This window comes from Hominenteromicrobium mulieris, from assembly GCF_046197855.1.
GTDB lineage: Bacteria > Bacillota > Clostridia > Oscillospirales > Acutalibacteraceae > Hominenteromicrobium > Hominenteromicrobium mulieris.
The window spans coordinates 1,071,731-1,085,713 of the sequence record NZ_CP173188.1; the positions used below are offsets into that span (position 1 = coordinate 1,071,731).

At 52.7% G+C, this 13,983-nt stretch carries 11 protein-coding genes; 9 read left to right on the forward strand and 2 right to left on the reverse strand.

Translation table 11 applies throughout. The features are described from left to right. The first annotated feature begins 22 nt into the window (after positions 1-22). From ACI0CA_RS05120 to ACI0CA_RS05145, 6 genes are all read left to right on the forward strand, one after another. Positions 23-370, forward strand: a complete 348-nt coding sequence (locus ACI0CA_RS05120; protein ID WP_446806498.1) for an Hpt domain-containing protein — start codon at positions 23-25, stop codon at positions 368-370. A 308-nt stretch (positions 371-678) separates the two neighbouring features. Next, positions 679-1,008 carry a hypothetical protein gene (locus tag ACI0CA_RS05125; protein ID WP_446807061.1) on the forward strand — a complete coding sequence of 110 codons (330 nt, stop codon included), beginning with the start codon at positions 679-681 and terminating at the stop codon, positions 1,006-1,008. Between the two features lie 157 nt (positions 1,009-1,165). Beyond that, positions 1,166-2,812 carry an ABC transporter transmembrane domain-containing protein gene (locus ACI0CA_RS05130; protein WP_446806496.1) on the forward strand — a complete coding sequence of 549 codons (1,647 nt, stop codon included), beginning with the start codon at positions 1,166-1,168 and terminating at the stop codon, positions 2,810-2,812. Between the two features lie 643 nt (positions 2,813-3,455). Continuing rightward, the gene (locus tag ACI0CA_RS05135) at positions 3,456-4,589 is read left to right on the forward strand and encodes an ABC transporter substrate-binding protein (protein WP_176819888.1); all 1,134 of its coding nucleotides are present in this window, start codon (positions 3,456-3,458) and stop codon (positions 4,587-4,589) included. A 174-nt stretch (positions 4,590-4,763) separates the two neighbouring features. Next, complete coding sequence (locus ACI0CA_RS05140; RefSeq protein ID WP_446806495.1) at positions 4,764-5,690, forward strand: ABC transporter permease; 927 nt, start codon at positions 4,764-4,766, stop codon at positions 5,688-5,690. Then, complete coding sequence (locus ACI0CA_RS05145; RefSeq protein ID WP_417107028.1) at positions 5,683-6,477, forward strand: ABC transporter ATP-binding protein; 795 nt, start codon at positions 5,683-5,685, stop codon at positions 6,475-6,477. Before ACI0CA_RS05140 ends, ACI0CA_RS05145 begins: the two co-directional genes overlap by 8 nt. A gap of 157 nt (positions 6,478-6,634) precedes the next feature. On the opposite strand, the gene ACI0CA_RS05150 is transcribed toward ACI0CA_RS05145, so the two are convergent. Both ACI0CA_RS05150 and ACI0CA_RS05155 read right to left on the reverse strand, forming a co-directional pair. Next, the gene (locus ACI0CA_RS05150; protein WP_343285105.1) at positions 6,635-7,162 is read right to left on the reverse strand and encodes a DUF1003 domain-containing protein; all 528 of its coding nucleotides are present in this window, start codon (positions 7,160-7,162) and stop codon (positions 6,635-6,637) included. 170 nt (positions 7,163-7,332) lie between these two features. Next, entirely contained in the window at positions 7,333-7,716 is a 384-nt protein-coding gene (locus tag ACI0CA_RS05155) for a hypothetical protein (protein WP_446806494.1), read from the reverse strand. A gap of 1,015 nt (positions 7,717-8,731) precedes the next feature. Here ACI0CA_RS05155 and ACI0CA_RS05160 point away from each other — a divergent pair. From ACI0CA_RS05160 to nrdD, 3 genes are all read left to right on the forward strand, one after another. Next, complete coding sequence (locus tag ACI0CA_RS05160) at positions 8,732-9,034, forward strand: DUF6110 family protein (RefSeq protein WP_446806493.1); 303 nt, start codon at positions 8,732-8,734, stop codon at positions 9,032-9,034. 118 nt (positions 9,035-9,152) lie between these two features. Beyond that, complete coding sequence (locus tag ACI0CA_RS05165; protein ID WP_446806492.1) at positions 9,153-11,246, forward strand: heavy metal translocating P-type ATPase; 2,094 nt, start codon at positions 9,153-9,155, stop codon at positions 11,244-11,246. 517 nt (positions 11,247-11,763) lie between these two features. Next, a complete protein-coding gene (nrdD, locus tag ACI0CA_RS05170) occupies positions 11,764-13,923 on the forward strand; it encodes an anaerobic ribonucleoside-triphosphate reductase (RefSeq protein ID WP_417424974.1) in 2,160 nt (719 codons plus the stop codon). Positions 13,924-13,983: the final 60 nt, after the last annotated feature.

A 13,983-nucleotide genomic window follows, 5' to 3' on the forward strand; every position in this document is an offset into this window, starting at 1 on the left:
AATTGCAGAAAGGTGACAGATTATGAAGCTTGAAGAATTGTATCGGAAAATCGGCGGCGACCTCGAAAACGTGATGAAGCGCATTCCGAGTGAGGCAATGATCGGCAAGTTCGTGCGCAAATACGCAAACGACCAGACTTATAACCGGCTTACAGCAGCTGTGGAAGCCAAAAACTGGAAAGATGCTTTCCTTGCGGCGCACACCTTAAAGGGTGTGGCACAGAACCTCGGCTTCGACCGCCTGCAAAAATCGGCATCCGCGTTAACGGAGGCCGTGCGCGGCGCCGTTCCGCTGACGGACGAATCGCTTTTTGAAGAGGTCTGCAAAGATCAGAAGGAGATCATGGAGGCCATCGAAAAGCTTGATTGAGCGGAATTTGAGCGCGATCAAAAGAATTGAGAAAAGAGACCGTATGCATTTTATGAGAAGAAAAAGCCGTTCAAAAGCCTGCAAGCCGGAGTACTTTTGCGCTCCCGCTTTGGTTTCTGCACCCAAAACGCTCTTATTTTCTATGAATTGCAAGCGGTATTATATGACTTAGTAAATATGCCGGTTTTATTGACCGGCTTTATTTGCGTTTGGTTCCCTGTGTAATGCGGCGGAACGGTTTGGGGGAATAGGTCGCGCGCTGCGGCGGCAGCTTACAATAGAGGAAAAAAGGAGAATGCCGCATGAATATGTTCACAAAACTTCTGGAAACGCTCGGAAATAATTTCTGGCTTATCATCATTCTTTGCCTTGAGGTTATTCTGGCGGTTTGGCTGCTGTGCTTTGCACGCGGTAAAAAGAAAAATCGTGCCGCAGAGCCGGATGGCCACAGCGTGCAGGGCGCGCTCATAGCGCTCATGATTATCTGGAATGTTGATTTAAAGGGTCTTTTTGCCTTGCCGCTCGGCGGTGCCGTCACGGTGCTTCTGGGCTGCATCGCAGGGGATTATCTCGGTGCGAAAAAGCCCCTGCCGTCGGCTTTCGTCATTTTGCGGAAATTTCGACGAATTGATTGTTAAAATAGATGGTTTTGCAAAAAAGTAGACAAATTTTTGATGATATAGTATACTGGCGTTAAACGGGAGAGCAAGTCGATCTTTTGCACAAAAACAAATAAACGGCTGAATTTTCATGTTGTCACATGATGAGTTCAGACAACAAAAAGGAGATTTTGAAATGAAGAAAGAGCAAAACCGGTATTCCCTTCACCTCATCCGTCAAAACGTTCCGCAGTTTATTTTGCTCGTTATTTTTTCCGTGCTGCTGGGCGTTTCCGTCATCGCGGTGTCTGTTTTGATGAAAATGTTCCTCGACATCGCCACAAACGCAAGCGCCATGCCGCTCACCACATGTCTTATCATCGCGGTCGGCGTTTTGCTCTTGCTCGGCATCTCGCAGGTCGTTACGTCCGTTTTTCAGGGCAAGCTTTCCTGCCGCATGGAGCTTTCTCTGCGCAGCGCCATGGTGGAGCACCTCTACCGCACAGACCTTAGGACGTTCGACAGCGGCGCAGCGGATAACTACTTCACGCGCATGACAAAAGACGCGGAAACCCTCTCGAATTTCTACTCCAAAACGCTCATCCCGAGCATCTTTTTCGAGAGTTTCACGTTCGTCGTCAGCTTTATTTTGATGTTCCTCCTCGAGTGGAAACTCGCGGTCGTCATGATCGTCGTCGTGCCGATTTTGATTTTCACCATGATCCGTATTTCCCCGAAGCTTGAGATGAACAGCATTCAGATCATGCAGAACGAAGACAAAAACCGCAATATCTTACAGGAATTTTTAAGCCAGTACATGCTGTTTAAGTCCTACGGCGTGCTCGGCTGGGTGCAGAAGCGCGTGGGGGATACATACGCGCAAAAGCAGAAGTACGTCGGCAAACTCAGCGTTTTGCAGGGTGCCATCGGCTTTCTCAATAACTTCCTCGGCGTCGGCATGTTCATCATCGCGCTCGGCATGGGCTCATTTCTCGTCGTGCGCGGCGAAACCACCGTCGGCACGCTCATCGCCGTCGTGAACCTCGTCAGCTTCTTCTACGGCCCGTTCCTGCACATTTCGGGCTGGATGGCCGAGGTCAACGAAGTGAAGGTCTCCACAAACCGCATCGGGGAGATCCTCTCCATGCCCACCGAAAATAGCACACAAACCGCAAAGCCCGCTGTCCAAAATGCAGGCAGCGCAGCGCTCACCGCCAAAGACCTCTCCTTTGCGTATGACGAAGAAAAAGTTATCCTGTCCCACGCCGAAACGCAGGTGCACACGGGCGAGATCGTCGCGCTTACCGGCGAAAACGGCAGCGGCAAAAGCACGCTCACAAAGCTGCTCATCGGCTTTTATACGCCCACGGGCGGCGAAGTCGAGCTCAAAATCGGCAATAAAACCGTGCACGGCGCGGAGATTCGGAATTATTTAAGCTACGATTCCGGCTTCGTCTCCGTTTTCGCGGGCACGCTCAAAGAAAACATCTGCATGGATCAGCCGTTTGACGAGAAAAAGTTCCGCAAGGCTGTCGAACTCGCCAACCTCACGGAGTTCGTAAACGAAAAAACAGCGGAGTACGAGATCGAGCCAGAGGGCAAAAATCTCTCCAGCGGTCAGCGCCGCAAGGTTGCTTTGGCGCGCATTTTCTACGATGACCGCCCGGTCTTCGTGCTCGATGAGCCCACCGCGAACCTCGATAAAGCCTCCGCAGAGGGCATGTTTGAAGCCCTGAAGCAGGTCTGCAAAGACAAGATCTGCATCATCGTCACACACGACGCGTTCATCTCCGAAAAGTGCGACCGCGTGCTGCATTTGAATAACAAAAAGGTCACAGGATGACCGCAATACGATTTGCATAATAAGGCGATATGAACTCTGCCACTCGCAACGAGCGGTGGGTGTGGCTTAGCTCCGGGCAATTCCGCCCTTGCGGCAAGGCTCGTCGCAGAGAACGCCTGTGTCGAGTGGCTTATAAATCTTGAGCATTGCTGATGGGCCATTTTTAACAAAATTTATCTTTTTTACAAAAATCAAAATTTTTTCAAAAACCTAATTGACAACCGAAAAAATGTGTGCTACAATGCACTAAACCGTTGAGGAAGAGTGAGTACGCTTTAGGCAACTTTTCTCACAGAGAGTCGTGGGTGGTGGGATCACGGCGGAAAGATAAAGCGGAATGGACTTCTGAGGGCGAACAGAAAAGGATTTCCCGAGTATGTGAGACGGAGTGTGGCTCTCCGTAAACAAAGGTCTGCGTATGATGGTACGCGTAAGAGGGTGTGTGTTTCACATACCAAGCCGGGTGGCACCGCAGGAATTTTGATCCTGTCCCAGCAAGTGATTGCAGGGACAGGATTTTTTGTTTTTCAGGGAGGTTATTTCATGTTTGTTTACACAAAACGATGGCGCAGCCGCGCTGCATCTGAAATTTTGAACCCGCATTTGAACGCATTAAAACAAACCTGAAAGGATCGATAAATTTATGAAACTCAGAAACGTATTTGCCATGATCACCGCTGCCGCTATGACCCTCAGCCTCGCCGCTTGCAGCGGTCAGAGCACAGCTTCTTCCACGTCCTCCGCGTCAAGCGACTCTTCTTCGTCCGCCGCTTCCGAAAGCAGTGTGTCGAGTGAAAAGAGCACCGCAAGCGAAGAATCTTCCGGCGCATCGTACACCATCGGCATCTGCAATTACGTCGATGACGCTTCCTTAAACCAGATCGTTGAGAACATCAATGCACGTCTCGCCGAGATCGAAAGCGAGCAGGGCATCACAATCAACGTGAAGTACGACAACTGTAACGCTGACGCGAACGTCATGAATCAGATCATCGCAAACTTTGCAGCCGATAACGTAGATCTCATGGTCGGTGTCGCGACCCCGGTCGCCATGGCGATGCAGTCCGCAACCGAAGACAGCAAAACGCCTGTCGTGTTCGCCGCCGTGTCCGACCCGGTCGGCGCGGGTCTTGTCGCTTCCCTTGAAGAGCCGGGCAGCAACGTGACGGGCTCCTCCGATAACCTCGATACCAACTCCGTCATGAACCTTATCTTCGCTCAGAACCCCGATGCCAAGAAGATCGGCCTTTTGTACGACGTAGGACAGGATTCCTCCACCGCCGCCATCGAGCACGCAAAGGCGTACCTCGACGACAAAGGCGTTGAATATGTAGAGCGCACCGCAACGACCGCCGAAGAAGTCGCGCTCGCCGCACAGGCTCTCGTTTCTGATGGTGTAGACGCCGTGTTCACCCCGACCGATAATACCATCATGAAGGCAGAGCTCGCTATTTACGAGACCTTTGCTGACGCAGGCATCCCGCACTACACCGGCGCCGATTCCTTCGCCCTCAACGGCGCGTTCCTCGGCTACGGCGTCGATTACGCAAACCTCGGCCGTGAGACCGCAGATATGATCGCTTCCATCCTCACCGAAGGCAAAGACCCGGCGACCACCCCGGTTATCACGTTCGACAACGGCACCGCAACGGTCAACACCGAAATCTGCGAAAAGCTCGGCCTCGACTTCGATACCGTCTCCGAAGCTTTTGCCCCGTACTGCACGAGAGTGGAGGAAATCACGACCGCAGAGAGCTTCAGCGATCTCGAGTCTTAATTTAAATCTCTCAAAAGCTTATCCTACCCCATAAGCTTTCAAACACTTCATACTACCATACTTCATCAATACCTTACTTACCCATAAGAATGCAATCGCCGCTGCCATGCACCCGGTTTTCGGGCGCGTGGCTTCGGCATATCACCACAAATCTGCAAAACGAGGAGTTTTTGTATGTCTTTCGATTCAATCCTGACCCTTGGGCAGACAGCGCTGGAGCTCGGTCTCATCAGCTCGCTGACTGTTTTGGCACTGTTTTTGAGCTATTCCATGCTGAACGTATGCGACCTTTCCACAGACGGTTGCTTCACGCTCGGCGCGGTCGTCGGCGCGTCCGTTGCGCTTTCCGGGCATCCGTTTCTGGCAATCCCCGCCGCTATGGCGATCGGCATGGTCTCCGGCTTCGTCACGGCGCTTTTGCAGACGAAAATGGGCATTGATAGTCTGCTTGCCGGCATCATCGTCAATACCGCGCTTTATTCCGTCAACATCGGCATCATGAACGGCGCGTCGCTTCTGAACCTCAATAATTCCGATACGGTCTTCACCAAAATGCGTTCGGTACTCGAAAACACACCGATCGCGGGGCAGTATAAGCTCATCGTCATCATCATCGCCGTCGTGCTCGTGGCGGTCGTTTTGGGACTTTTCCTCCGCACACGCCTCGGCCTTGCCATTCGTGCGACGGGCAATAACCCGGACATGGTTCGCTCCTCGTCCATCAACCCGGTTAAAACGACCATCATCGGCCTGTGCATTTCCAATGCGTTTACGGCGCTTTCAGGCTGCTTGCTCGCGCAGTCGCAAAAGTCTGTCAGCATCGATATCGGTACCGGCATGGTTACGGTTGCGCTGGCATCGCTCCTCATCGGCGGCGCGTTCTTCGGCAAGGGCAAAATTCCGCTGCGTATCTTCGGCATGGTCGTCGGTGCGTTCGTGTTCCGCCTTGTGTATACCATCGCGCTGCGGTTCAACCTGCCCGCGTTTATGCTCAAGTTCGTCTCGTCCGTTATTGTCATTCTGGCAATCTCCGGGCCGTACCTCAAAAAACAGCTTCCGTATCTGAAGCGCCGTTTCGGAAAGGAGCGCACCCATGCTTAAACTCACGCATATCTCGAAGACCTTCAACCCCGGCACGGTCAACGCCAAAAAGGCGATCGAAGACCTCAGCTTCCACGCCGCAAAGGGCGATTTCATCACCGTCATCGGCGCAAACGGCGCGGGCAAATCGACGCTCTTCAACGCTATTTCCGGCAGTTTTTTCACGGACAGCGGCAAGATCGAGCTTGACGGTAAGGACATCACGTTCATGCCGGAGTATAAGCGTGCCCGCAGCATCGGCCGCCTGTTTCAGGACCCCATGCGCGGCAGCGCACCGGGCATGACCATCGAAGAAAACCTCGCGCTCGCAGCGGGGCACGGCGGTTGGCTCAGCTCCATCTCCCGCAAGGACAGACAGGCGTTTCGCGAACGCCTCTCCCTGCTCGGTATGGGGCTCGAAGACCGCATGACCCAGCCCGTGGGTTTGCTTTCCGGCGGCCAACGTCAGGCGCTCACGCTTATGATGGCCACATATAACCCGCCGAAGCTCCTTCTGCTCGACGAGCACACCGCCGCGCTTGACCCCGCCACCGCCGAAAAGGTGCTCGAGATCACAAAAAACACTGTGGAGGAAAACCACCTCACGTGCATGATGATTACGCACAATATGCAGTCCGCACTGGAGCTCGGCAACCGCACCATCATGATGAACGCCGGTAAAATCATTCTGGACGTCACCGGCGAAGAGCGTACCCACATGACTGTTGCCGACCTCCTCGACCGCTTCAAGCAAGCCGCCGGCAAAGCCCTCGATAATGACCGTATGCTTTTGAGCGAAGCAGAGTAAAATTTGAAATCGAAAGACAGCAAAAAGCAGATGCCCCCGAATCCACATCGGGTGCATCTGCTTTTTCTGTTCCAAAACGGCGGAGATATCCGCCGTCGTTTCTTTACGGATGGTAATGCTATTTAATACGATTTCCAAAATCTTTATGTGTAAAGCGTTATTTTTCCTTGTTTTCCGGCGCAATCTCCGCTTCAATCTTATCCAAGCGGCGGTTGATCTTCTTTTGGTTTTCCAGAACAAGGTCGAGCTTTTTGTGCAGATCATCGATGATGAGCTCGCTTTTTAAGTTGATCTTATAGTCATTCTCTGCACGCTGACGGTCTTTTGCTTCTTGGCGGTTCTGGCTCATCATGATGAGCGGCGCTTGCACGGCAGCGATGCACGAGAGTACGAGGTTTAATAGAATAAACGGGTATTCGTCAAATGCTCTCGAGCCCAAAACGAGGTTTATGACCATCCAAATGACCATGACGGCGATAAAGCTGAAAATAAACGCCCAACTGCCCGCAAAGCGCGCCACTGCGTCCGCGGCACGCTGCCCAAACGTCATGTGCTCGTCCTTGTCTGCGTTTTTTGTGACTTCCGTTGCAATCAGCTGATGAATCAGTTCCTCATCCGTGAATTCCTCATCCGTCACATGTAAAAGCTCGCTGATAATTTGGTTGCGTTTCGCGCCTTTTTTCATAGTAAACTTACCTCTTATCCCAAGATTCTTCGCCGCATTTCGGCGTTATCTCCAGTCTATTACAAAACCGCGTGCGTTGTCAACCGCAAGGTGTAAAAATAGTGAAAAAACGCACATTCGCGGTTTTGCCTTGCGAATATGCGTTTTGAAATTCAATAAGCTTTAGTGCGTCAGCGCTTGCCGCACGGCTTTCTGCCAACCATTGTAGCGCGCTTCGCGCTCGGTATTATCCATCTCCGGTGTGAAGCAGCTGCGGTGCGTGTTCGCAAAGATCGTCTCCGGGTCATATAATCCGCAGGAAAACCCTGCTGCGCACGCTGCTCGCTCTCGCTGGCCGAAGCGATGAGGGAGACGTCCTCTTTCAGCCACGTGATGACCGCGCCCGTGTAATTCAAATTGCCCTCGAGCACGTAGTTTACCTGCCCGTTGAGGCCCCATGCAAGGCTCATGCCAAGCGCGCCGTAGCTCACGCCGCCCGCCATGATGATGTCCACCACATTGCGGCGCAGCGACCAGCTTTTCTTTAGGAGTTCCTGCACGGTCATTTTATTCACCTCGTAAATACGCCTTCATATCTTCTTCAATCGGGTCATAGAGGTCGGGCTTTACGCCGATATATTTGCACGATTCATTCTGTATGACTCGTGCTTTCGTCGTTTTCAGCAAAAAAATGGGACTAAAACGTCCGATGGGGATATTGCAAAACCAAACAAGCGGACTTTTGCAGCTTATTTTGTATAAGCGTCACGGCAAGGTGGTAGGGGACACCCTGTTTTTCGAGCGGCTTACGCAAGGTGTCACCGAAGAAGCCCACGCGCACAGGTCTCATTTCTAAAAAAGCGCCTGCTTTTACACATGACTCTTGACAAGCGAAAGAAGTAGGCGTACAATAAGCTTGCAAGTTTGCTTTGACTAACCCAAAACAAAGTCGTTAGGGTGCAAAAACGATGAAACAAAAGGAGTACGTAGAACCGAAACGACAATGAGCAGCCTTTATGGGTGCTTCCCGTGCTGCGCGCTTTGTTGTTTGTCCTCGTGTACCGTACAGAGTTGGAAATAGAGAATACCTGTGGCGCGTCTAATTGTTCCTATAAGCGCAATGTAAACCGCTGTATTCCAATGCTGCGGAAAGAGAAAGTTATATCGAAAGTCTAAATGGAGTAATTTCGTCTTTTTGGTTCAAAAATTGCCAAAATGTTTCTTTTGAGCTGTATATACATCGTATGCGCGTCTGCACTGAAACCGCAAAATCCGGCATGAAACCTGTGATTGTTTAAACTAACCGATTCTGTTTTAACAAATTGTCCAAAATGGTATTGCTAACTTGCAGGTTGTTTTTTACAAATAATAGAAAATTGTGTTTTTTGTGTGAAAACTGTTGAAGTTAGGTAAAAATTGTGCTATTCTTTTGCCAGAACAAATAAGGTGGTGAATGAATATGAAAATGCATAAGCATTTTGCAAGGCTTACCGTTTTGTTCTTCGTGCTGACTCTCATCAGTGGACACATGAAAAAATAATTTTATGAGCCGCATGGTAAAATGCGGCCCACAATACAGGAGGTATTTTTATGAATTGGGCAAAAATCGGTCTTTTCGCAGCAGGTGTTCTGTTTGGTACCGCCGGCATCAAGGTGCTTGGCAGCAAGGATGCTAAGAAGGTCTACACCGAGACCACTGCAGCTGCTCTGCGTGCCAAGGAGTGCGTCATGACAACGGTCACGACCATCAAGGAGAACGCAAACGACATCCTGACCGACGCTAAGGAGATCAACGAGCAGCGCGCTACCGATGCTGCCGCAGAGGTCATCGAAGATGCAGCTTGCGCATGCACGGAAGAAATAGCTTCCGCGGAAGAATCCACCGAAGCTTGATCGCGGGTCTATCCCGGGTCTGAATTACCGGAGAGCCGCCGAAAGCGGCTCTCTTTTTTCGTTCATCCGCTCTGTTTTTCGGAGTTTCCAATATATTGTTGCATAGAAGGATAAAGTTATGAAGTGTAAAATTCTGCATGAAGCGCGCGGGCACATGCGTGTACATCTCGTCTGCGGCCGCATGACGCTGAAAGAAGCCGACGTTTTAGAGTATTACCTGCGCGCCGTGGACGGCGTAAAGGAAGTTAAGGTCTACGACCGCACACAGGACGCCGTCATCGTCTATCAAAATGACCGCACATCCCTTATTCGTGCGCTCGCGACATTCTCGTTCGCAAAAGCCGAAAGCATGGAGCTTGTGCCGGATCACACCGCCCGCGCATTGAACCGCGAGTTTGAAGACAAGCTCGTCTTCACGGTGCTGCGCCGCGCCATGGCCAAAATGTTCTTCCCGGCGCCCATTCGCATGATGCTTGCCATCATCCGCTCCGCAAAGTACATCAAAGAGGGCGTTAAGGCGCTGCTGCACGGTCATCTCTCTGTTGCTGTGCTTGACGCCACGGCTGTCACTGTTTCTCTTGTGCGCGGCGATTTCGATACAGCAGGCTCCGTTATGTTCATGCTGCGCCTCGGCGAGATTCTCGAGGAGTGGACGCACAAAAAGTCTGTTGCCGATCTCGCGGGCGCCATGTCCCTCAATGTCGATAAGGTCTGGCTCAAGACGAACGGCACCGAGGTGCTCATGCCAATCGGCGACATTCAGGCGGGCGACCGCATCGTTGTGCGCACGGGCAATATGATTCCGCTCGACGGTAAGGTCGTTGAGGGTGAAGCCTTGGTCAATCAAGCCTCTATGACCGGCGAATCTCTGCCGGTGCAGAAGTCCGTCGGCAGCTACGTGTATGCCGGCACCGTCGCCGAAGAGGGCGAGTGCGTCATCTGCGTCGAAAAAGCCATGGGCGGCGGTCGTTATGACCGTATCGTCCGCATGATCGAAGAGTCCGAAAAATTGAAATCCACCGCAGAAGACAAGGCTTCCCGCCTTGCCGATAAGCTTGTGCCGTACACGCTTGGCGGCACGGTGCTGACCTATCTGCTCACGCGCAACGTCACAAAGATGCTCGCCGTGCTGATGGTCGATTTCTCCTGCGCGTTAAAGCTCTCCATGCCGATCGCGGTGCTGTCTGCGATGCGCGAGAGCAGCGCACACCATATTTCCGTCAAGGGCGGCCGCTTCATGGAGGCCGTTGCAAACGCCGATACCATTGTGTTCGATAAAACCGGCACGCTGACGTACGCAACACCGCGTGTCGCCATGATCGAAACATTCGGCGACCGTGAGGAAAGCGAAATGCTGCGCCTTGCCGCCTGCCTTGAGGAGCATTACCCGCACTCCATGGCAAACGCTGTCGTGGCCGAAGCCAAGGACCGCGGCCTCTCCCACGAAGAGTACCATTCTCGCGTGGAATACGTCGTCGCGCACGGCATTTCCAGCACTGTGGAGGGCAAAAAGGTCATCATCGGCAGCGCGCACTTCGTTTTTGAAGACGAGGGCTGCGTAATCCCGGAGGGCGAAGAAGCGAAGTTCAACGCACTTCCGGCCGAGTATTCGCACCTTTATCTGTGCATTTCCGGTGTGCTCGCAGCCGTCATCTGTATCTCCGACCCGCTGCGTAAGGAAGCAAAGGACGCCATCTGCGCTCTGCACGCTTGCGGTATCAAGAAGGTTGTCATGATGACCGGCGATAACCACAAGACCGCCGAAGCCGTTGCAGCAGAGGTCGGCGTGGACGAGTTCTACGCCGAAGTACTGCCGGAGGATAAAGCGAACTTCATCCGCCGTGAAAAGGAAGCGGGTCGCACCGTCATCATGGTCGGCGACGGCGTGAACGATTCTCCGGCGCTGTCCGAAGCAAGCGTCGGCGTTGCCATCAATACCGGCGCCGCCATTGCCAGAGAGATCGCGGACATCACCGTTGCGGCAGGCGATCTCTATGAGCTCGTCACCCTGCGTCAGCTCAGCACTGCGCTCATGGCGCGCATCCACCGCAACTACCGTTTCATCGTCGGCTTCAACCTCATGCTTATCCTGCTCGGCGTAGGCGGAATCATCCAGCCGACTACCTCCGCACTCCTGCACAATATGTCCACACTCGGCATCAGCCTCAAAAGCATGACAGATCTTCTGCCGGAAAAAGCAGAGGAAGAGTAAGAAAAGAAGCTTCCCGTAACGGTGGTCAAAAGTTTTCGCCAGCCTTTTTCAAAAGACTGCGGGTACTTAGGACAGCGCCCTAAGTTGCTTTTATCAGAAAGCGAAATCTCTTTGCCTACATAAAATTAGGAAGGTTGATTTGAATGTCCGGGGGACATTCAAAACGTAGGGAACCCAGCTGCATGGGTTCCTGCAAGGGCGGTCAATGACCGCCCTTTTTTACATCCAAACCCGCGCTTTGCCGCGCCGCTCTGCAGTGTCCTTTCACGCTTTATTGCACAATGGGTAAAAGGGTACAAAAAGAAATTTAAAATAAAGCGCATTTACTACTCGACAAGATGCCAACTTAGGTGTATACTGGTAGGGTGCTTGCGGCAGGAACCGCAAAAACGAACACAATATCTTGTGGTTACGCATAAATATTCAATATAAAGAAAATTATGGAAACTGATTATGAAAACCAAAGGGGCTGGAAACATGCAGCTCCCGCGGGCGGTATGAAGGAGCGGTAAGGAACATGAAGATCATTAAGAGAAACGGCTCGGAAGCAGCGTTCGATATCACTAAGATTATCGTCGCTGTCTCCAAGGCAAATAAAGAGATCGACGAGCGTCAGAGACTTACAAACGAACAAATTCGCACAATTGCTGCAAATGTCGAAGGAGCGTGCGTCGCCATGGGGCGTGCAGCGTCCGTGGAAGAAGTACAGGACCTCGTAGAAAAGCAGATCATGGGGCAGGGTGCGTTCGACGTCGCTAAGGAGTATATCTGTTACCGCTATACGCGTTCGCTTGCGCGCCGCGCCAATACCACCGATAACCAGATTCTCAGCCTTATCGAGTGCAACAACGAGGAAGTCAAGCAGGAAAACGCGAATAAAAATCCAACCGTAAACAGCGTCCAGCGCGATTACATGGCCGGCGAGGTCTCCAAAGACATCGCGCGCCGCATTTTGCTTCCGCGCGAAATCGTCGAAGCACATGAGCAGGGCATCATCCATTTCCATGATATGGACTATTTCGCGCAGCACATGCACAACTGCGACCTCGTAAACCTCGAAGACATGCTGCAAAACGGCACGGTCATCACCGGCACGCTCATTGAAAAGCCGCACAGCTTCTCCACCGCCTGCAACATCGCCACGCAAATCGTCGCGCAGGTTGCAAGTAACCAGTACGGCGGCCAGAGCATCAGCCTCGCGCACCTCGCGCCGTTCGTGCAGATCTCCCGCGAGAAAATCCGCCGTGAGGTCGAAGTCGAGATCGGCGAGCTTGGCGTTTCCCCGGATGAGGCCCAAATCTCCAAAATGGTGGAGCGCCGTCTGCGTGAGGAGATCAAGCGCGGCGTGCAGACCATCCAGTATCAGGTCGTGACTTTGATGACGACGAACGGTCAGGCGCCGTTCATCACCGTGTTTATGTATCTGAACGAGGCGAAAAACGAGCGCGAAAAGCGCGACCTCGCCATGATTATCGAGGAAGTGCTGCTCCAGCGCTATGAGGGCGTCAAAAACGAAAAGGGCGTGTGGGTTACCCCGGCATTCCCGAAGCTCATTTATGTTTTGCAGGAGGATAACATTACCCCCGGCAGCGAATACTATTACCTCACCGAGCTTGCCGCAAAGTGCACCGCAAAGCGCATGGTGCCGGACTACATCTCCGAAAAGAAGATGAAAGAGCTCAAAGAAGGCAACTGCTTCCCGGTCATGGGTTGCCGCAGCGCGTTAAGCCCGTGGAAGGATGAAAACGGCAACTATAAGTTCTATGGCCGCTTTAATCAGGGCGTCGTCACACTGAATCTTGTCGATGTCGCGCTCAGCTCCGGCGGCGATATGGAAAAATTCTGGAAGGTCTTCGATGAGCGCCTCGACCTGTGCTACCGCGCACTCATGTGCCGCCACAACCGCTTGAAGGGCACATTGTCCGACGCCGCGCCAATCCTTTGGCAGTACGGCGCAATCTCCCGCCTCAAAAAAGGCGAGCCCATCGATGCGCTTCTCTACGGCGGCTATTCCACCATTTCGCTCGGCTATGCCGGTCTGTGCGAGTGCGTGCGCTACATGACGGGCAAGTCCCACACGGACCCCAGCGCAACGCCGTTTGCGCTCGCTGTCATGAAGTACATGAACGCTGCGTGCGAAAAATGGAAAGCAGAGACCACCATCGGCTTCGGTCTGTACGGCACGCCGCTCGAGAGCACTACGTACAAGTTCGCAAAGTGCCTCCAGCGCCGCTTCGGCATCATCCCGGGCGTCACGGATAAGCCGTATATCACAAACAGCTACCACGTCCACGTTACCGAGCATATTGACGCGTTTGAAAAGCTCCGCTTCGAGTCGCAGTTCCAGGCGCTTTCCACCGGCGGTGCGATCAGCTACGTCGAGGTCCCGAACATGCAGAATAACCTCGAAGCCGTCCTGCAGATCATCCGCTATATCTACGATAACATCATGTACGCCGAGCTTAACACCAAGAGCGATTATTGCCAGAAGTGCGGCTACGACGGTGAGATTCAGATCGTCGAGGATGACGGCAAGCTCGTCTGGGAGTGCCCGAACTGCGGCAACCGCGACCAGGATACCATGAACGTCGCCCGTCGCACCTGCGGTTACATCGGCACCCAGTTCTGGAACCAGGGCCGTACCGCCGAAATCAAAGAGCGCGTGCTGCACTTGTAATTAAGTCAAAATCAAGAATAAACAGTACCGCACAGGGCAGGCGCTTTGTGCGGTATTTCA